15 protein-coding genes and 1 tRNA gene are annotated in these 20,484 nt (G+C 53.1%); 1 reads left to right on the forward strand and 15 read right to left on the reverse strand.

Annotated elements, in window-relative coordinates; translation table 11 throughout:
• The 13 genes from G516_RS22400 to G516_RS0112890 all read right to left on the reverse strand — a co-directional run.
• On the reverse strand, positions 1–449 hold a 449-nt coding region (locus tag G516_RS22400), incomplete at its 3' end, for a GTP-binding protein (protein ID WP_028295213.1).
• 29 nt (positions 450–478) lie between these two features.
• Entirely contained in the window at positions 479–2,581 is a 2,103-nt protein-coding gene (fusA, locus tag G516_RS0112835; RefSeq protein WP_028293991.1) for an elongation factor G, read from the reverse strand.
• A gap of 19 nt (positions 2,582–2,600) precedes the next feature.
• On the reverse strand, positions 2,601–3,071 hold the full coding sequence (rpsG, locus tag G516_RS0112840; protein WP_028293992.1) for a 30S ribosomal protein S7: 471 nt from the start codon (positions 3,069–3,071) through the stop codon (positions 2,601–2,603).
• Between the two features lie 112 nt (positions 3,072–3,183).
• A complete protein-coding gene (rpsL, locus tag G516_RS0112845; protein WP_028293993.1) occupies positions 3,184–3,555 on the reverse strand; it encodes a 30S ribosomal protein S12 in 372 nt (123 codons plus the stop codon).
• Positions 3,556–3,727: 172 nt separating this feature from the next.
• Positions 3,728–7,948 carry a DNA-directed RNA polymerase subunit beta' gene (gene rpoC / locus G516_RS0112850; protein WP_028293994.1) on the reverse strand — a complete coding sequence of 1,407 codons (4,221 nt, stop codon included), beginning with the start codon at positions 7,946–7,948 and terminating at the stop codon, positions 3,728–3,730.
• 76 nt (positions 7,949–8,024) lie between these two features.
• Positions 8,025–12,098, reverse strand: a complete 4,074-nt coding sequence (gene rpoB / locus G516_RS0112855) for a DNA-directed RNA polymerase subunit beta (RefSeq protein WP_028293995.1) — start codon at positions 12,096–12,098, stop codon at positions 8,025–8,027.
• A gap of 195 nt (positions 12,099–12,293) precedes the next feature.
• The gene (rplL, locus tag G516_RS0112860) at positions 12,294–12,665 is read right to left on the reverse strand and encodes a 50S ribosomal protein L7/L12 (protein WP_028293996.1); all 372 of its coding nucleotides are present in this window, start codon (positions 12,663–12,665) and stop codon (positions 12,294–12,296) included.
• A 67-nt stretch (positions 12,666–12,732) separates the two neighbouring features.
• On the reverse strand, positions 12,733–13,227 hold the full coding sequence (rplJ, locus tag G516_RS0112865) for a 50S ribosomal protein L10 (protein WP_028293997.1): 495 nt from the start codon (positions 13,225–13,227) through the stop codon (positions 12,733–12,735).
• Positions 13,228–13,436: 209 nt separating this feature from the next.
• On the reverse strand, positions 13,437–14,132 hold the full coding sequence (gene rplA / locus G516_RS0112870; protein ID WP_028293998.1) for a 50S ribosomal protein L1: 696 nt from the start codon (positions 14,130–14,132) through the stop codon (positions 13,437–13,439).
• Complete coding sequence (gene rplK, locus G516_RS0112875; protein ID WP_028293999.1) at positions 14,132–14,566, reverse strand: 50S ribosomal protein L11; 435 nt, start codon at positions 14,564–14,566, stop codon at positions 14,132–14,134. Before rplK ends, rplA begins: the two co-directional genes overlap by 1 nt.
• Before the next feature lie 70 nt (positions 14,567–14,636).
• On the reverse strand, positions 14,637–15,173 hold the full coding sequence (gene nusG / locus G516_RS0112880) for a transcription termination/antitermination protein NusG (protein WP_028294000.1): 537 nt from the start codon (positions 15,171–15,173) through the stop codon (positions 14,637–14,639).
• A gap of 8 nt (positions 15,174–15,181) precedes the next feature.
• A complete protein-coding gene (gene secE, locus G516_RS0112885) occupies positions 15,182–15,550 on the reverse strand; it encodes a preprotein translocase subunit SecE (protein WP_028294001.1) in 369 nt (122 codons plus the stop codon).
• A gap of 52 nt (positions 15,551–15,602) precedes the next feature.
• Positions 15,603–15,678 (reverse strand) — tRNA-Trp (locus G516_RS0112890).
• A gap of 356 nt (positions 15,679–16,034) precedes the next feature.
• On the opposite strand from G516_RS0112890, the gene fusA (G516_RS0112895) reads away from it, so the two are divergent.
• Entirely contained in the window at positions 16,035–18,122 is a 2,088-nt protein-coding gene (gene fusA / locus G516_RS0112895) for an elongation factor G (protein ID WP_028294002.1), read from the forward strand.
• A 101-nt stretch (positions 18,123–18,223) separates the two neighbouring features.
• Here fusA (G516_RS0112895) and G516_RS0112900 read toward each other — a convergent pair whose 3' ends face one another.
• A complete protein-coding gene (locus tag G516_RS0112900) occupies positions 18,224–19,804 on the reverse strand; it encodes a lipid A-modifier LpxR family protein (RefSeq protein WP_084645048.1) in 1,581 nt (526 codons plus the stop codon).
• Positions 19,805–20,053: 249 nt separating this feature from the next.
• On the reverse strand, positions 20,054–20,484 hold a 431-nt coding region (locus G516_RS0112905; RefSeq protein ID WP_028294004.1), incomplete at its 5' end, for an EF-Tu C-terminal domain-related protein.

The following is a 20,484-nucleotide window of genomic DNA, read 5'->3' on the forward strand; positions in this document are numbered from 1 at the left end:
GAGTCTGCGCCACCGCAGTCTTCAGCCAGCAGGTCTGCTTTGTTCAGGAATACTACGATGTAAGGTACACCAACCTGACGGGACAGCAGGATGTGCTCACGAGTCTGAGGCATTGGGCCGTCAGTAGAACCACATACCAGGATCGCGCCGTCCATCTGAGCGGCACCGGTGATCATGTTTTTAACATAGTCAGCGTGTCCCGGGCAGTCTACGTGCGCGTAGTGACGGTCAGTGGATTCATACTCTACGTGGGAAGTAGAGATGGTGATACCACGCTCACGCTCTTCTGGAGCGTTATCGATACCGTCAAAAGCAACGGCTTGGCCGCCGAATACTTCTGCACATACGCGAGTCAGCGCAGCAGTCAGAGTAGTTTTACCATGGTCAACGTGACCGATAGTACCTACGTTTACGTGGGGTTTGGAACGCTCAAACGTTTCCTTAGCCATAGAACACCTCGTTCAATATCTTTAACTGATTAAGCTTTTCTGATTACTGCTTCGGCAACACTTGCAGGCGCTTCCGCATATTTCTCAAATTCCATGGAATATGTCGCGCGCCCTTGGGTTGCGGAACGCAGGTCAGTTGCGTAACCAAACATTTCCGCGAGCGGCACAGACGCATTCACCACCTTGCCAGACGGTGTGTCGTCCATTCCTGAAATCAGACCTCGGCGACGATTCAGGTCGCCTACCACATCACCCATATAATCTTCGGGTGTTACAACTTCAACCTTCATCATCGGCTCGAGCAATACTGCATCGCCTTTTTCTGAAAGCTGTTTGGTTGCCTGTGAGGCGGCAATTTTAAACGCCATCTCGTTAGAGTCAACGTCATGGAAGGAGCCATCAAACAAGGTTGCCTTCAGGCCCAACAACGGGTAGCCAGCCACCACACCGTTCTTCATCTGTTCCTCAATACCCTTCTGCACAGCAGGGATATATTCACGAGGAATAGCGCCACCTACAATTTCGTTCACAAATTCCAGCTCGTCGGCGTTCTCGTCCTCTGCAGGCTCGAAACGCACCACCACGTGACCGTATTGACCACGACCACCGGACTGCTTGGCGTATTTGTGATTGATCTCGACATTGGCCGTGATCTTTTCGCGGTAAGCCACCTGAGGCTTACCAACGTTGCATTCCACCTTGAACTCACGACGCATACGGTCGACGATGATATCCAGGTGCAGTTCACCCATACCGGAAATAATCGTCTGGCCAGACTCTTCGTCGGTTTCAACGCGGAACGACGGGTCTTCCTGGGCCAGTTTGCCCAATGCAACACCCATCTTCTCCTGGTCAGCTTTGGACTTCGGCTCAACGGCAACGGAAATTACCGGATCCGGGAACTCCATACGCTCCAGGGTAATGACTTCTTTCAGGTCACACAGAGTGTCACCGGTGGTGACGTCCTTCAGACCGATCAGGGCAACAATGTCACCCGCACGAACCTCGTTCAGTTCTTCGCGGCTGTTGGCGTGCATTTGCACCATACGACCAACACGCTCACGACGACCCTTGACCGGGTTGTAAACACCATCACCGGAATTCAGCACACCGGAATACACACGCACAAAGGTTAGCGTGCCCACAAATGGGTCGGTGGCGATTTTGAAGGCCAGACCAGCGAAGGGTTCATCATCAGAGGAGTGACGCTCAGCAACGGTTTCGTTGGCGTCGTCCAGGTGGCCTTCAATGGCTTTTACTTCGGTCGGCGATGGCAAGAATTCAATAACGGCGTCCAGAACCGCCTGCACACCCTTGTTCTTGAACGCAGAACCACAGGTGACCAGTACGACTTCATTGGCCAGAGTACGGGCGCGCAGGCCCGCTTTGATGTCTTCCTCGGAAAGTTCGCCTTCCTCGAGGTACTTGTCCATCAATTCTTCGTTGGCTTCTGCTGCCGCTTCAACCATCTGCTCACGCATGGCTTCGGCTTTGTCTTGCAGTTCGGCCGGAATGTCTTCCAGTTCAAACGTCATGCCCTGATCTGCCTCATTCCACATGATGGCTTTCATCTTGATCAGGTCGACCACGCCTTTGAATTGATCTTCGGCGCCGATATTAAACTGGATAGGTACTGCATTGGCTCCCAAACGGGCCTTCAGCTGAGAGACCACCATATCGTAGTCAGCGCCAGTACGGTCCATCTTGTTGACGAACACCATACGAGGCACTTCATACTTGTTGGCTTGACGCCATACGGTTTCGGTCTGGGGCTGAACACCCGAGGAACCACAAAGGACGACGACAGCGCCATCCAGAACACGCAACGAACGCTCCACCTCAATGGTGAAGTCTACGTGCCCAGGAGTGTCAATGATATTAATACGGTGCTGCTCAAACTGCTGCGCCATACCCGACCAGAAACAAGTAGTCGCTGCGGAGGTAATGGTAATACCACGCTCCTGCTCCTGCTCCATCCAGTCCATCGTTGCTGCACCGTCGTGCACCTCACCAATTTTGTGAGATACACCGGTGTAGAAAAGCACACGCTCGGTCGTTGTCGTTTTACCAGCATCTACGTGAGCGCAGATACCAATGTTACGGTAACGTTCGATAGGTGTAGTGCGTGCCACTGCGTCGTCCTCAGGTCAATTAAAAGCGATAGTGAGAGAATGCTTTGTTGGCTTCTGCCATACGGTGCACGTCTTCACGCTTCTTGACCGCTGCGCCTTTACCTTCGGCGGCGTCCATCATTTCGTTCGCCAGACGCTGAGCCATGGATTTTTCACCACGACCACGTGCTGCGTCTACCAACCAGCGCATGGCCAGTGCGGTACGACGGGATGGACGAACTTCTACTGGCACCTGGTAAGTGGCACCACCCACACGACGGCTCTTAACTTCAACCATTGGCTGAATAGCTTCCAGAGCAGCGTCGAACAGTTCGATTGGATCACCGCCCTGCTTGCTTGCCATCTGGTCCAGTGCACCGTAAACGATTTTTTCGGCTACGGATTTCTTACCGGAAACCATCACGTGGTTCATAAATTTGGCCAGAGTTACGTTTCCGAATTTCGGATCTGGCAGAATCTCGCGTTTCGCTGCGACGCGTCTTCTTGGCATGATAAGCCCTCTTAGGTCTTCAGGTGAGTCTGAGCATCTATCAACAGAACAGGGAGCTCAGCCTTACTCTTATCTAAAACGATAGAGCGTTCCCTTGGTTAATCCGTAAGGATTACTTAGGACGCTTGGCACCGTACTTAGAACGTGCTTGTTTACGGTTCGCAACGCCGGAAGTATCCAGGGAACCACGAACGGTGTGATAACGCACACCTGGCAAATCCTTTACACGACCGCCACGGATCAGAACAACGCTGTGCTCTTGCAGGTTGTGACCTTCACCACCAATGTAGGAAGTTACTTCGAAACCATTGGTAAGACGCACACGACATACTTTACGCAGTGCCGAGTTAGGCTTTTTAGGGGTAGTGGTGTATACACGGGTGCACACGCCACGACGCTGAGGACAAGCCTGCAATGCAGGTACGTCGCTCTTAGCCACTTTGCGCTTACGAGGCTTACGAACCAACTGGTTGATTGTAGCCATATAGCAAACTCCAACTATTACTAACAACATGCCCATACAACATGGGCACAATAAAAGGGGCGGAGATAATAATCCCCGAAACAGGTCAGATCAAGTATTAATCAGCCCTGCCGCCCCACCAGACAAACAAAAAGGAGGCCGGGGCCTCCTTTTTGCGTTAAAAGCCCGACAATTACTTGTCGCTGAACGCTTCGCTCAGCTTAGCTTCCATATCTTCAGCAGACACGCTCATTACCTCAGGCATTGAACGGTTACGTTCTGCATCGCGGTTCTGACGCTTGCGCTTACGCTCAGCGTGGTAAGCCAGACCGGTACCCGCAGGGATCAGTCGACCTACAACCACGTTTTCTTTCAGACCACGCAGGGTATCTACCTTGCCGGTTACCGCACCTTCGGTCAGTACTCGTGTGGTTTCCTGGAAGGAAGCCGCAGAGATGAAGGATTCGGTCGCCAACGAGGCCTTGGTGATACCCAGCAGCACGCGCTCACCTTTGGCCGGGATCTTGCCAGCCGCTTCGATGCGCTCGTTCTCGTCCAGGAACGCCGCGTATTCAACCTGATCACCTGGAATGAAGGTGGTATCACCGGCATCCAGAATCAGTACCTTACGCAGCATCTGACGAACGATCACTTCGATGTGCTTGTCATCGATGCCTACGCCCTGCAGTCGGTAAACTTCCTGTACTTCGTTAGTGATGTACATGGCCAGATCACCAACGCCTTTCAGACGCAGGATATCGTGTGGGTTCAACGGGCCGTCGGAGATGATCTCACCACGTTCCACGTTTTCACCTTCAAACACGTTCAGGTGACGCCACTTGTGGATCAGCTCTTCGTACTGATCGGCACCGTCGTTTGGTGTGATCACCAGACGCTTCTTACCTTTGGTCTCTTTACCGAAACCAACGGTACCGGAAGTTTCTGCCAGGATGGCAGGCTCTTTCGGCTTACGTGCTTCGAACAAGTCAGCAACCCGTGGCAGACCACCGGTAATATCCTTGTTACCAGAAGATTCCTGAGGAATACGGGCGATAATGTCACCCACCTCAACTTCGATGCCGTTTTCCTGGTTAACCAGAGCGTTGGCTGGCAGCAAGTACTGTGCTGGCGCATTGGTACCCGCCAGGAATACATCGTTGCCCGCCGCATCAACCAGCTTAACCATAGGACGAATGTCCTTACCGGCAGCTGGACGATCCTTAGGATCGATCACTTCGATGTTGGACAGACCCGTCAGCTCGTCGGTGGTACGCTTGATGGTGATGCCTTCATCCATACCCACGAATTCGATACGACCCGCTACTTCGGTCACGATCGGGTGAGTGTGTGGGTCCCAGCTTGCCACTTTCTGGCCAGCTTCAACCTTGGCACCGTCCTTCACGCTGATCACCGCACCGTAAGGCAGCTTGTACAGCTCACGTTCACGACCGGCGTCATCGGCGATGGCGATGGAACCGGAACGGGATACTGCTACCAGGTCACCGTTGGTACGCTCAACCGTCTTCATGTTGTGCAGACGAACGGTACCGGCGTTCTTCACCTGTACGCTGTCAGCCGCAGAAGCACGGGATGCCGCACCACCAATGTGGAACGTACGCATGGTCAGCTGTGTACCCGGCTCACCAATGGACTGTGCAGCGATAACACCCACAGCTTCACCACGGTTAACCAGATGACCGCGACCCAGGTCACGACCGTAACACTTGGCACAGATACCGGCGCGGGATTCACAGGTAATCGCAGAGCGAACCTTAACTTCATCCACACCTTCGGCTTCGATGTGCTTGACCCAACGCTCATCAACCAGAGTGCCAGCCGGTGCTACCATTTCCTGAGTGTTCGGCTGGTAAACGTCTTCTGCGATCACACGACCCAGAATACGGTCACCCAGACCAACCACAACGTCACCGCCTTCAATCAGCGGCGTCATTACCAAACCCTTGGCTGTGCCACAGTCGTCTTCGGTAACCACCAGATCCTGGGCAACGTCAACCAGACGACGCGTCAGGTAACCGGAGTTCGCTGTTTTCAGTGCGGTATCCGCCAGACCCTTACGAGCACCGTGAGTGGAGGTGAAGTACTGCAGTACGTTCAGACCTTCACGGAAGTTCGCCACAATTGGCGTCTCGATGATGGAGCCGTCTGGCTTGGCCATCAGACCACGCATACCCGCCAACTGACGGATCTGAGCCGGGCTACCACGAGCGCCGGAGTCGGCCATCATGTAAACGGAGTTAAAGGATTCCTGCTCAACCTCGTTACCTTCGCGGTCGATCACAGGCTCTTTACCCAGGTTCTCCATCATCGCCTTCGCTACCAGTTCGTTAGCGCGGGACCAGATGTCGATAACCTTGTTGTATTTCTCGCCGTGGGTTACCAGACCGGAAGCAAACTGGCTCTCGATCTCTTTTACTTCGGCGTCAGCGTTGGCAATGATTTCAGCCTTCGCATCCGGAATTTCAAAGTCGTTCACACCAATGGAAGAACCAGACTTGGTGGCGTACTTGAAGCCGGTGTACATGATCTGGTCAGCAAAGATAACGGTATCCTTCAGACCCACACGACGGTAAGCAGTGTTGATCAGACGGGAAATCGCCTTCTTCTTCATTGGCTGGTTAACCAGATCGAAAGACAGACCACGTGGCACGATGCGGAACAGCAAGGCACGACCAACGGTGGTTTCGATCAGGCTGATGGACTCTTCGGAGTTACCCTCTTCGTCGATCACCATCTGGTCGATACGGACTTTCACACGAGCCTGCAGGTGAGCACGGCCAGTCTGGTAAGCGCGTTCCACTTCGTCCAGATCAGCAAACACCATGCCTTCACCAGTGGCGTTTACACGCTCACGGGTCATCCAGTACAGACCCAGTACAACGTCCTGGGACGGTACGATGATCGGTTCACCGTTGGCAGGAGCCAGTACGTTGTTGGTTGCCATCATCAGGGCACGGGCTTCCAACTGGGCTTCAATGGTGAGCGGCACGTGAACGGCCATCTGGTCACCATCGAAGTCAGCGTTATATGCCGCACACACCAGTGGGTGCAGCTGGATCGCCTTACCTTCAATCAGCTGTGGTTCGAACGCCTGGATACCCAAACGGTGCAGGGTTGGTGCACGGTTCAGCATCACCGGGTGTTCACGAATAACGTCAGCCAGGATGTCCCATACTTCCGGCGTTTCGCGCTCTACCATCTTCTTCGCAGCTTTGATGGTAGTGGCCAGACCACGGTGTTCCAGCTTGGAGAAGATGAACGGCTTGAACAGTTCCAGAGCCATTTTCTTCGGCAGACCACACTGGTGCAGACGCAGCTGAGGGCCAACGGTAATTACGGAACGGCCGGAGTAGTCAACACGCTTACCCAACAGGTTCTGACGGAAACGACCCTGCTTACCCTTGATCATGTCGGCCAGGGATTTCAGAGGACGCTTATTGGAACCGGTGATGGCACGACCGCGACGGCCGTTATCCAGCAAGGCATCAACCGCTTCCTGCAACATACGCTTTTCGTTGCGCACGATGATGTCAGGGGCGTTCAGCTCAAGCAGACGCTTCAGACGGTTGTTACGGTTGATCACACGACGGTACAGGTCGTTCAGGTCGGAAGTCGCGAAACGACCACCGTCCAGTGGAACCAGAGGACGCAGATCTGGCGGCAGCACTGGCAGCACAGACATGATCATCCACTTTGGATCGTTACCGGACTGGAAGAAGGCTTCCAGAATCTTCAGACGCTTGGACAGCTTCTTGATCTTGGTTTCGGAGTTGGTCGCCGGAATTTCTTCACGCAGGCGGTTAACTTCGTCTTCCAGGTCGATGTGACCCAGCAGAGCCTGGATGGCTTCAGCACCCATCTTGGCTTCAAACTCGTCACCGAATTCTTCAATGGCTTCGTAGTACTGCTCATCAGACAGCAACTGGCCTTCTTCCAGCGTGGTCATACCCGGCTCGGTCACTACGAAGGACTCGTAGTACAGAATGCGTTCGATATCACGCAGGGTCATGTCCAGCATCAGGCCGATACGGGATGGCAGTGACTTCAGGAACCAGATGTGAGCAACCGGAGAGGCCAGCTCAATGTGACCCATGCGCTCACGACGCACTTTGGCCTGGGTTACTTCAACGCCACACTTTTCACAGATTACACCGCGGTGCTTCAGGCGCTTGTACTTACCACACAGACATTCGTAGTCCTTGATAGGACCAAAGATGCGAGCACAGAACAGACCATCGCGTTCTGGCTTGAATGTACGGTAGTTGATGGTCTCTGGCTTTTTAACTTCACCATAAGACCAGGAGCGAATCATGTCCGGCGAGGCAAGACCGATACGGATCGCATCGAACTCGTCGGCATTATTCTGGCTACGCAGAAAATTGACTAAGTCTTTCATAGAGAAATGGCTCCACTTGGCGTGAGCGGGAGAGCAGCCAGGGAACTACCCCTGCCCGCTTCCACAGCTAGACCGATTATTCGTTTTCCAGTTCGATGTCGATACCCAGGGAACGGATTTCCTTCACCAATACGTTGAAGGATTCCGGCATGCCTGCTTCCATACGGTGGTCGCCATCCACGATGTTCTTGTACATCTTGGTACGGCCGGCCACGTCGTCGGACTTCACAGTCAGCATTTCCTGCAGGGTGTAAGCGGCACCGTATGCTTCCAGTGCCCACACTTCCATCTCACCGAAGCGCTGACCACCGAACTGCGCCTTACCACCCAGCGGCTGCTGGGTAACCAGGCTGTAGGAACCGGTAGAACGGGCGTGCATCTTGTCGTCTACCAGGTGGTTCAGTTTCAGCATGTACATGTAGCCCACAGTCACCTTGCGGTCGAAGGCTTCACCGGTACGACCGTCGTACAGGGTAACCTGACCAGACTCAGGGATATCGGCCAGCTTCAGCATGCGCTTGATTTCGGTTTCCTTGGCACCGTCGAACGCAGGGGTTGCCATTGGCACACCATTGCGCAGGTTACGAGCCAGTTCCAGAATCTCGTCATCGCTGTAGCTGTCGAGGTCTTCAATGCGGCCATCGCCACCATTGTAGATCTCATCCAGCAGTTCACGCAGTTTGGCCACTTCGCGCTGCTGCTGCAGCATTTCGTTGATCTTGTCACCAAGACCCTTGGCAGCCATACCCAGGTGGATCTCCATGATCTGACCCACGTTCATACGGGACGGTACACCCAGCGGGTTCAGACAGATGTCAACCGGCACACCTTTCTCATCGTAAGGCATGTCTTCGATTGGCTTGATCGCAGAGATAACACCCTTGTTACCGTGACGACCCGCCATCTTGTCACCAGGCTGGATCTTACGCTTGATAGCCAGGTAAACCTTGACGATCTTCAGTACGCCCGGAGCCAGGTCGTCGCCAGTCTGCAACTTGCGCTTCTTGTCTTCGAACTTCTCGTCCAGCTGCTTCTGACGGTCGATCAGGGACTGTTCGGCTTTTTCCAGCATTTCAGCCAGAGCTTCATCCTGAGGGATGATGCGCCACCAGTCGTCTTCGCTCAGACCTGCCAAGTAGTCTTCAGACAGCACGTCGCCTTTCTTCAGACCCGGAGCCACGTTAACGGCCTGACCAGACAGAGCACGAGTCAGACGCTCGAAGGTTGCACCACGAACGATGCGCATTTCTTCGTTCAGGTCCTTACGGATCTGATCCAGCTGCTGACGCTCGATGTCTTTGGCACGCTGATCTTTCTCAACGCCGTCACGGGTGAACACCTGTACGTCGATAACGGTACCGGTGGTGCCGGTCTTGACGCGCAGAGAGGTATCTTTCACGTCAGAGGCTTTTTCACCGAAGATCGCACGCAGCAGTTTTTCTTCCGGAGTCAGCTGGGTTTCGCCTTTCGGAGTCACCTTACCAACCAGGATGTCGCCCGGCTTCACTTCAGCACCGATGTAAACGATACCGGATTCGTCCAGTTTGCCCAGCGCCGCTTCACCAACGTTTGGAATATCGGAAGTGATTTCTTCCGCACCCAGTTTGGTGTCACGCGCCACACAGGTCAGTTCCTGAATGTGGATAGTGGTCAGACGGTCTTCCTGGGCTACACGCTCGGACAACAGGATGGAGTCCTCGAAGTTGTAACCATTCCACGGCATGAAGGCGATACGGAAGTTCTGACCCAGAGCCAGCTCACCCAGATCCACAGAAGGACCATCAGCCATCACGTCACCGCGGGTAACCATGTCACCAGCTTTGACCAGCGGACGCTGGTTGATGCAGGTGTTCTGGTTGGAACGGGTGTACTTGGTCAGGTTGTAGATATCCACACCGGCTTCACCAGCCAGGGTTTCTTCGTCGTTCACCTTAACCACGATACGGCCAGCATCAACGGAGTCGATCACACCGCCACGCTTGGCAACCACACACACACCGGAGTCTTGTGCTACTGCACGCTCAATACCGGTACCAACCAGCGGCTTCTCGGCACGCAGGGTTGGAACGGCCTGACGCTGCATGTTGGAACCCATCAATGCACGGTTCGCATCATCGTGTTCCAGGAACGGAATCAGGGATGCGGCGATGGACACAACCTGCTGCGGGGATACGTCCTGCAGGGTTACGTTGTCCGGCGACATCATGGTGAACTCGTTCTTGTGACGTACGGAGATCAGGTCGCCTTGCAGACGGCCAGCTTCGTCAGTCGGCACAGAAGCCTGTGCAATTACGTAGTCCGCTTCTTCAATGGCTGATACGTAGATGATTTCCTCGGTCACGATACCGTCTTTAACGATACGGTACGGGGATTCCAGGAAACCGTACTCGTTGGTACGGGCGTAGGAAGCCAACGAGTTGATCAGACCAATGTTTGGACCTTCAGGTGTTTCAATAGGACATACACGGCCGTAGTGAGTGGCGTGAACGTCTCGAACCTCAAAGCCAGCACGCTCACGGGTCAGACCGCCTGGGCCCAACGCAGAGATACGACGTTTGTGAGTCACTTCGGACAGCGGGTTGTTCTGGTCCATGAACTGGGACAGCTGGGAAGAGCCAAAGAACTCTTTAACCGCGGCTGCAACCGGCTTGGCGTTGATCAGATCCTGAGGCATCAGACCTTCGGATTCCGCCATGGACAGACGCTCACGCACTGCACGCTCAACACGTACCAGACCAACACGGAACTGGTTCTCGGCCATTTCGCCAACAGAACGGATACGACGGTTACCCAGGTGGTCGATGTCATCGACGATGCCTTTACCGTTACGGATATCGATCAGGGTACGCAGTACCTCAACGATGTCGCCACGATCCAGTACACCGGAACCCAGAATCTCTTCTCGGCCGATACGACGGTTGAACTTCATGCGGCCAACTGCAGACAGGTCGTAACGCTCTTCAGTGAAGAACAGGTTTTCGAACAGAGCTTCTGCAGATTCCTTGGTTGGCGGCTCGCCAGGACGCATCATGCGGTAGATTTCTACCAGTGCTTCCAGCTGGTTGCTGGTTGGGTCGATGCGCAGGGTATCGGACAGGAACGGTCCACAGTCGATCTCGTTGGTGTAGATCGTCTGGAAAGAATCGATACCGGCTTCGCCGAAGCTGGCCAGGATTTCTGCGGTAATTTCAGTGTTGGCAGGAGCCAGAACTTCACCGGTACGGGTATCGATGATGTCGGAAGCAACGGCCTTGTTCAGCAGGTATTCAGCCGGCACGTCCAGTTCCTGAACGTTGGCTTTTTCCAGCTGACGAATGTGACGAGCAGTCACACGACGACCGGCTTCAACGATCACGTTGCCGTCGTTGTCCATGATGTCGAACTGAGCGGTTTCACCACGCAGACGGGATGGAATCAACTTCAGCTTGGCGTTGCCAGCAACGATACGGAATTCGTCGTTTTCGTAGAAGGTTTCCAGAATCTCGCCAGTGCCCATACCCAGAGCGCGCAGCAGGATGGAAGCCGGCAGTTTACGACGACGGTCAATACGTACGTACACCAGATCCTTCGGATCGAATTCGAAGTCCAGCCAGGAGCCACGGTAAGGGATAACGCGAGCGTTATACAGCAGCTTACCGGAAGAGTGGGTCTTACCTTTGTCGTGGTCGAAGAAGACACCTGGGGAGCGGTGCAGCTGAGACACGATCACACGCTCGGTACCGTTGACAATAAAGGTACCGTTGTCGGTCATCAGAGGCATTTCGCCCATGTAGACTTCTTGTTCCTTGATGTCTTTGATCGCTTTGGTTGACGATTCTTTATCGTAAACGATCAGGCGCACCTTAACCCGGAGCGGCGCGGCATAGGTAACGCCACGCAGCATGCATTCTTTTTCATCAAAGGTCGGGGTACCCAGGCGATAGCTCACGTATTCCAGAGCTGCATTGCCGGAATAACTTACGATTGGGAATACAGACTTGAATGCAGCATGAAGACCGACATCGAGTCTGTCGTCGGCATTGCTACCCTGTTGCAGGAATTTTTGGTAAGAATCGATTTGAATGGCCAACAAATAAGGCACATCCATTACGCTCGGCAATTTGCCGAAATCCTTACGGATACGTTTTTTCTCAGTATATGAGTAAGCCATCAGTTATCCCCGGACTGTTTCGTAGACGAGATCGTTTTGATCTGTCATTCAAGGGCTAGCCTTGCAGTGAACCTGGCGCGGTTGCCAGTTTTGCCACGTTTTCCATAACGCGAAAAAGGCCGACGGAATTACTTCCGTCAGCCCTGTGCCGAAACCATAGACAATTTCGGCAGCAGCGTATAGCAGAGATCCAGATTACTTGATCTCGACGATAGCGCCAGCTTCTTCCAGTTTGGCTTTAGCTTCTTCAGCTTCTTCCTTGGAAACGCCTTCTTTGATAGTTGCAGGAGCACCATCAACCATGCCTTTGGCGTCTTTCAGACCCAGACCAGTGATTTCACGTACGGCCTTGATCACGTTTACTTTCTTGTCGCCAGCGCCAGACAGAATTACGTCGAATTCAGTCTGAGCTTCAGCAGCAGCTTCGCCGCCAGCAGCTGGACCAGCAACTACTGCAGCAGCAGCAGAAACGCCGAATTTTTCTTCCATCGCAGAAACCAGTTCTACAACGTCCATTACAGACATTTCAGCGATAGCGTTGATGATATCTTCTTTAGTCAGAGACATGAGAATTTTCCTGAATTTTGAGAGCCAGTATTTAGCTCGTTAAATCGATGTCGATGCCAACCTGAAATCAGGCAGCTTCTTGTTCTTTCTGATCGCGTACTGCAGCAAGAGTACGAACCAGTTTGCCAGCGGCAGCTTCTTTCATGACGCTCATCAGCTTCGCGATTGCTTCGTCTTGTGTTGGCAGTGTTGCCAGCATGTCAACGGAAACCACGTTGCCTTCGAAGGCACCACCCTTGATCTCAAATTTTTCGTTGTTCTTGGCGAACTCCTTGAAGATACGGGCAGCCGCACCTGGGTGTTCGGTAGAAAACGCGATCAGGGTAGGACCAACCATAACGTCGTTCAGACATTCATAGTCGGAGCCTTCAACAGCGCGCTTGGCCAGAGTGTTACGGACAACTTTCATCCAAACACCAGCTTCACGTGCTTCTTTACGCAGAGCGGTCATGGCACCTACTGTTACGCCGCGGGAATCCGCAACAACAGCAGACAGAGCATTTTGAGCTGCTTCCTGGACTTCAGCGACAATCGCTTTTTTATCTTCGAGTCCTAAGGCCACGATTAACTCCTAACAAGTTAAGTTATGCTCGCTAGAGCCAGTCTCGGTGTGACAATTCAGAAAACTGAAGGGGCCACACACTATCTACGCAGGAAATTAAGCATTGATAACAAAGTCATCGCCGCACCTGCGGTCTTTGACAGCTACCGTCTTGCAACGGCAACCCCAAAGATGGTGTCGGGGTGCAAGCACCCCGCCGTCCGTCCGGATCAGAAATCCAGAGCGGAGTGATCTACGATCAAGCCAGGACCCATAGTGGTGCTGACTGTAACCTTTTTCATGTATACGCCTTTGGCGGAGCTTGGCTTGGCCTTTTTCAGGTCAGCCAGCAGTGCAGTCAGGTTGCCCTTGATTGCGTCTGCGGAGAAATCCAGCTTACCAATAGTGGTATGGATGATACCGTTCTTGTCGTTACGGTAACGAACCTGACCCGCTTTTGCGTTCTTAACTGCAGTAGCAACGTCTGGAGTTACAGTACCAACTTTCGGGTTTGGCATCAGACCACGTGGGCCCAGAACCTGACCCAGCTGACCAACAACGCGCATTGCGTCTGGAGAAGCGATTACAACGTCAAACGCCAGATCGCCGCCCTTGATCTTTTCAGCCAGATCTTCCATACCAACTTCATCAGCGCCAGCTTCTTTAGCCGCTTCAGCGTTAGCACCCTGAGTGAACACAGCAACGCGCATGGTCTTACCAGTACCGTTTGGCAGTACAGTAGAGCTACGTACGTTCTGGTCAGATTTACGAGCATCGATACCCAGGTTCACTGCAACGTCTACAGACTCAACGAACTTGGACGCTGGCAGAGAAGCCAGAACAGCAACGGCTTCTTCTACAGAGTAAACCTTACCAGCTTCTACTTTTTCAGCGATCAGCTTCTGACGCTTGGTCAACTTGGCCATTATTCAACTCCTTCCACGTTCAGACCCATGGCACGAGCAGAACCCGCGATGGTACGTACCGCTGCATCCATATCGGCAGCAGTCAGGTCAGGAGCCTTGGCAGTTGCAATCTCTTCCAGCTGTGCACGAGTCACAGTACCCACTTTCTGGGTGTTTGGACGAGAGGAACCAGAAGTAATACCAGCCGCTTTCTTCAGCAGGAAGGAAGCTGGCGGGGTTTTCATTTCAAAAGTGAAAGAACGGTCGTTGTAAGCAGTGATTACAACTGGCACTGGAGCACCTGGCTCCAGGTGGGAAGTCTGGGCGTTGAACGCTTTACAGAATTCCATGATGTTCAGACCTTTCTGACCCAGAGCCGGACCAACTGGCGGACTTGGGTTTGCTTTACCAGCCGCAACCTGCAGCTTGATATAGCCTTCGACTTTCTTAGCCATGATTTACTCCAAATGGGTAACTAGCGCCCTTACGGGCTCCCCGCCCCGAACGAGCCGGGGCAACCAAATATCAACCCGCTTTTTCGACCTGGGTAAATTCCAGTTCGACTGGTGTCGAGCGACCAAAAATCGTAACCGCAACCTGCAGACGGGATTTTTCGTAATCCACGTTTTCCACAGTGCCGTTGAAATCTGCAAACGGACCATCAGTAACACGAACCACTTCACCCGGCTCGTATACGGTCTTGTGAGTCGGACGATCAACGCCTTCCTCAACACGACGCAGAATGGCATCCGCTTCTTTTTCAGTAATAGGAGCTGGCTTATCGGCAGTACCACCAATAAAGCCCATTACGCGATCGGTCTGCTTGACCAGATGCCAGGAGTCGTCATTCATCTCCATCTGCACCAGTACATAACCCGGATAGAAGCGACGTTGACTCTTGCGCTTCTTACCATCACGTACTTCTACTACTTCTTCTGTAGGAACCAGCACATCACCGAAGTAATCCTGCATTCCCAGACGTTCAATACGCTCTTTCAGAGCAGACTGGACACGCTTCTCGTAGCCGGAGTAGGCGTGTACCACATACCAACGCATTGCCATACTCAACCTCAACCAATCAGCGAAGAAACAGCCCAACCCAACAGGGAATCAAGACCCCACAAAACCAACGACATCACAACCACAACAACCAGGATCATCAGCGTGGTCTGCTGGGTTTCCTGACGGGTTGGCCATACAACCTTGCGACGCTCAATATTGGCTTCTTTCAGCAAGACCAAGAATGCCTTACCTTGAGTACTGGTCAGCGCTACTGCCGCACCGGCACCCATCAAAGCCACAACCGCCAGAATGCGGTAGATGAACGCCATGTCGCTGTACATGTAGTTACCAACCACTGCCGCCGCCAAAAAGGCGATAGCGAGCAGCCACTTGATAACGTCCAGCGGCGAACCAGCTGTTTTGCTTTCGGAGCTCATTTGTATTTTCCCTGAAGCCGAAAATGGCAGCCGAAGCTGCCATCAGGATGTTTGGCAGGCCAGGAGGGACTCGAACCCCCAACTTTCGGTTTTGGAGACCGACGCTCTACCAATTGAACTACTGGCCTATAACTCTACAATAAGGGCGCTGCACTATACAGCATTCAGAACGCATTTCAACTGCTTCGTTGAGATTCTGCCCTTTTTCTTGAAAACCCAGGACGGGCTTTCAGAAGTGTGCTCATCAAAGCGAGACGAATAGTACACACAACGAATTCAAAATGCCAAGAGATTTTAAAAAACATTTTTGTAATGCCTTTTTCACTACTTTCTAACGGCCGTTTTCCTCGCTTTTTGGGCTTCTTTTAAAAAAAACCCACTATTTTTCAATATTTCTTCAGTTTTCTTCCGTCAGGGTGATCAAAAGTGACGGAAAAACCTGTAAATTGGCGGCCGTTTTTTCACTTAGCTGATTGAGTGCGATATGACTGACTTATCCAAATACCGCAATATCGGTATCTTCGCTCACGTAGATGCCGGTAAGACCACTACCACCGAACGTATCCTGAAACTGACCGGTAAAATTCACAAGACCGGTGAGGTTCACGACGGTGAGTCCACTACCGACTTTATGGAGCAGGAAGCTGAGCGTGGTATTACCATTCAGTCTGCGGCTGTTACCTGTGAGTGGAAAAAGCACCGCCTGAACGTTATTGACACCCCTGGACACGTTGACTTCACCGTTGAAGTATACCGCTCCCTGAAAGTACTGGACGGTGGTATCGGTGTATTCTGTGGTTCCGGTGGTGTTGAGCCTCAGTCCGAGACCAACTGGCGCTACGCCAACGAGTCCGAAGTTGCTCGTGTTATCTTCGTAAACAAGCTGGACCGTTTGGGTGCCGACTTCTACCGCGTTGTTGACCAGGTGAAGAACGTCCTGGCCGCCAACCCACTGGTTATGGTTCTGCCAATCGGTACCGAAGACGAGTTCGTTGGTGTTGTTGACCTGCTGAGCCGTAAGGCTTACGTATGGGATGACTCCGGTCTGCCAGAAAACTACGAAGTACAAGACGTTCCAGCTGACATGGCTGACGACGTTGAAATGTACCGCGAGCAGCTGATCGAAACTGCTCTGGAAGTAGACGAAGACCTGATGATGGCCTACCTGGAAGAAGGTGAAGAGCCATCCATGGAAGACATCAAGCGCTGTATCCGTGAAGGTACCCGCACCCTGCAGTTCTTCCCAACCTACTGTGGTTCTGCGTTCAAGAACAAAGGTGTTCAGCTGGTACTGGACGCGGTTGTTGACTATCTGCCAAGCCCAACCGAAGTTGATCCTCAGGAATTGACTGACGAAGAAGGTAACCCAACTGGCGAAGTTGCTACCGTTTCTGCCGATGAGCCTCTGCGCGCACTGGCGTTCAAGATCATGGACGACCGTTTCGGCGCCCTGACCTTTATCCGTATCTACTCCGGTGTAATGAAGAAGGGTGACACCATCCTGAACTCTGCAACCGGCAAGACCGAGCGTATCGGCCGTATGGTTGAGATGCAGGCTGACGACCGTAACGAAATCAGCGAAGCACAAGCTGGTGACATTCTGGCCGTTGTTGGTATGAAGAACGTTCAGACCGGTCACACCCTGTGTGATGTTAAACACCCATGTACTCTGGAAGCCATGGTGTTCCCAGAGCCAGTAATCTCCATCGCCGTTGCTCCTAAAGACAAAGGCGCTGTAGACAAGATGGGTATCGCGATCGGTAAGATGGTTGCAGAAGATCCATCCTTCCGCGTTGAAACCGACGAAGATTCCGGTGAAACCATCCTGAAAGGTATGGGCGAACTGCACCTGGACATTAAAGTCGACATCCTGAAGCGTACCTACGGCGTTGAGCTGATTGTTGGTGAACCTCAGGTGGCATACCGTGAAACCATCACCATGCCAGTTGAAGACAGCTACACCCACAAGAAGCAGTCTGGTGGTTCCGGTCAGTACGGTAAGATTGACTACAAGATCCGTCCTGCTGAGCCAGGTACCGGTTTCGCGTTCAGCTCTTCCGTTGTTGGCGGTAACGTTCCTAAGGAATTCTGGCCTGCAGTCGAAAAAGGCTTCGCAGCCATGATGAACGAAGGTGTTCTGGCTGGCTTCCCGGTACTGGACGTTGAAGTAGAACTGGTTGACGGTGCATACCACGCAGTTGACTCCTCTGCTATCGCGTTCGAAATCGCTGCCAAAGGCGCTTTCCGTCAGTCCATGCCAAAAGCTGGCGCTCAGCTGCTGGAACCTACCATGAAGGTTGACGTGTTCTCTCCAGAGGACAACGTAGGTGACGTAATTGGTGACCTGAACCGTCGTCGCGGCATGATCAAGGACCAGGAAGCTGGCGCTACTGGCGTTCGCATCAAGGCCGACGTTCCACTGTCCGAAATGTTCGGTTACATTGGCCACCTGCGTACCATCACTTCCGGTCGTGGTCAGTTCTCCATGGAATTCAGCCACTACACTCCTTGCCCACAGCAAGTAGCTGAGAAAGTGATCGCTGAAGCCAAAGCCCGTAAAGAAGCCAAGTAATTGGTGAATTTGCTGGCGGGGCTTCGACCCCAATAAAAAAACCGCCTTCGGGCGGTTTTTTTATGTTCAGAATTTGCCGTATTGAGACCCAAACGCACGCTTCAGTCCGGCCAGTTTTCCCGATTATTCAGGCTTGCCGCCAGTAACAAGCCCGGGATAAACAACGCCGCCCAATCCGACTTACCTTCTACCACCAATTCAGCCCAGGCGTGCTGATCATGCTGCTCACGGGTTTCCTCACTGCGGAAGTGGTAATTGAGCCCTATTCCCCAGCTGTCTTTCCAACCGGTTTTCACCCCAATCGTCGCCGAGGCAATCCATGGATTACGGTGCACATGGCGGGTACCACCGGTTTTCATGATTCCCGTGGCCGCCGGATCAGCATTGGCCGGAATATGAATACCGTTGTCGATCAGGTAGTTGTACGCCACGTAATGGCCTGTGGCATTGCCAAACACCTCGGCGTACATCCCACCGGGATGACAGGATCGCAACGCCAGATTGCGCAGCTCATCGTTCAGAGCCGCCACCCCGTGCTGCAAACGCTGCAGGAAGCGAAAGCCATCTGTCGCTGATGCATCCGCCGCCAGGAAGGCATCGATGCCCTCCTCCACCGCCAGCAATTTATCGCGCTGCACATCCGGGATGTAAGCCGCAGCGGAAAGGTAATGCTGCAAATCCTCCCGAAAGCGCCACACGCGCTGCTCCACCGTTAAATCCGGCAACGCCAGAGTACCAACGAACATCACCTCAGAAGCGCGGTACACATCACAGGAGGCCGATTCAGGCCATTTGGCGGATAACTCCACCCCATAACCAAGCCGGTCAATCACGGTGCCCAGCTCCAGCCGGGCAAAGTGGGATACCTTTACCCGCCCCGCCAGCATTGGCTGCTGCAATAGATGCCAGGCCAGCTTGCCGCTGTATTGAATCGCCAGCCGGTTGTGAACCTGACTGCGCCAGCCCTCAATCGGCATGGCACCGGTGAATGGATAGGAATGAGCGCTTTCCTGCACCCAACGACCAGCCGCCGTCGGGCCAACCATGCCAATCGACACCTCATGCTCACTGTAGCTATCGAGGTCTTCAAGGGTCAGGTTGCGGGACAAGTACAACCAGGCCGCATAAGGTCGGTCGTAGTGAAGGGCATTTTCAAGGTATTGATAACCCACTGGTGTACGATACCCTCGCCCGGCATGCTGGTAAGGGGTATACATTTTGTGGCCAAAACCAAAGCCATAGGTGACCAGTTTCAGATCGCGGGTCTGCACACCCCGCCGGGGTGCTTCTACGCATTCGGCGTATTCCTCAGCGTCCAATTCCTCAGCGCCCGGAGCCATGGACTCAGGACTGTTCTTCAGGGCTTCAGGACCGCACAGATAGCCGTACAAGCGGCCATTCTCATACAGGAAGGCACCATCCACACTGACGTACGAACGTACATTCAGGGCGTTGGTGTAGTACTGATCGGTGATGTTACTGCCCGTCAGGGCATCATTTTCAATCTGGCTGCGCCAAATGCGCTCCGACTCATCAACATAACGGTGTTCAAAGTCGCTGTCATTGGTGAGCAAATCAAACAGCAAGTAGCTGTCATCAGCCCCTTGGGCCATCACAGCCGATGCGCCAGAACCCAATACCAGCGCCAACAAGCCCATACAACCGCGGGTAGAAACAGACATACAACCAATCCCTGTTGCTCATCTTCAAATCCTTTGGATGAATAATAACCAAACGTTCTTGAATAGTTCAGGGGTATTCCGGGATGAAACTGACTTGTCTCAAATTAGCACCTTTGCGCAGCCGTTATTGCAGCCAGATCCGAGCAGAAGCCTGTCAGAGCAAGCCCGAATTACAGCCACAAAAAAACCCGCCGAAGCGGGTTTTTTCTGATGCAATCATCGGTATCGAGCAGGTTAACCCGCTACAGATTACTCAACGATTTTGGCTACAACGCCAGCACCAACAGTACGGCCACCTTCACGGATCGCGAAGCGCAGACCTTCGTCCATGGCGATTGGAGCAATCAGGGTAACACCCAGCTGCACGTTATCACCTGGCATTACCATCTCAACGCCTTCTGGCAGCTCAACAGCACCAGTTACGTCAGTGGTACGGAAGTAGAACTGTGGACGGTAACCTTTGAAGAATGGAGTGTGACGACCACCTTCATCTTTGCCCAGTACGTATACTTCGGATTCGAACTTGGTGTGCGGAGTGATGGAACCTGGCTTGGCCAGTACCTGACCACGCTCAACTTCGTCACGCTTGGTACCACGCAGCAGTACACCTACGTTCTCACCTGCACGGCCTTCGTCCAGGATCTTACGGAACATTTCAACACCAGTACAAGTGGTCTTGG

The organism is Oceanobacter kriegii DSM 6294, assembly GCF_000422845.1.
GTDB classification, from domain to species: domain Bacteria; phylum Pseudomonadota; class Gammaproteobacteria; order Pseudomonadales; family Oceanobacteraceae; genus Oceanobacter; species Oceanobacter kriegii.

Coding starts and splice junctions, on each gene's coding strand:
- rpoB (WP_028293995.1), bottom strand. CDS start 12,098: ATGGCTTACTCATATACTGAGAAAAAACGTATCCGTAAGGATTTCGGC.
- nusG (WP_028294000.1), bottom strand. CDS start 15,173: ATGGCAATGCGTTGGTATGTGGTACACGCCTACTCCGGCTACGAGAAG.
- rplK (WP_028293999.1), bottom strand. CDS start 14,566: ATGGCTAAGAAAGTCGAAGGCTATATCAAGCTGCAGGTTGCGGCTGGT.
- rpsL (WP_028293993.1), bottom strand. CDS start 3,555: ATGGCTACAATCAACCAGTTGGTTCGTAAGCCTCGTAAGCGCAAAGTG.
- rplL (WP_028293996.1), bottom strand. CDS start 12,665: ATGTCTCTGACTAAAGAAGATATCATCAACGCTATCGCTGAAATGTCT.
- rplA (WP_028293998.1), bottom strand. CDS start 14,132: ATGGCCAAGTTGACCAAGCGTCAGAAGCTGATCGCTGAAAAAGTAGAA.
- rpsG (WP_028293992.1), bottom strand. CDS start 3,071: ATGCCAAGAAGACGCGTCGCAGCGAAACGCGAGATTCTGCCAGATCCG.
- fusA (WP_028294002.1), top strand. CDS start 16,035: ATGACTGACTTATCCAAATACCGCAATATCGGTATCTTCGCTCACGTA.
- G516_RS0112900 (WP_084645048.1), bottom strand. CDS start 19,804: ATGTCTGTTTCTACCCGCGGTTGTATGGGCTTGTTGGCGCTGGTATTG.
- secE (WP_028294001.1), bottom strand. CDS start 15,550: ATGAGCTCCGAAAGCAAAACAGCTGGTTCGCCGCTGGACGTTATCAAG.
- rpoC (WP_028293994.1), bottom strand. CDS start 7,948: ATGAAAGACTTAGTCAATTTTCTGCGTAGCCAGAATAATGCCGACGAG.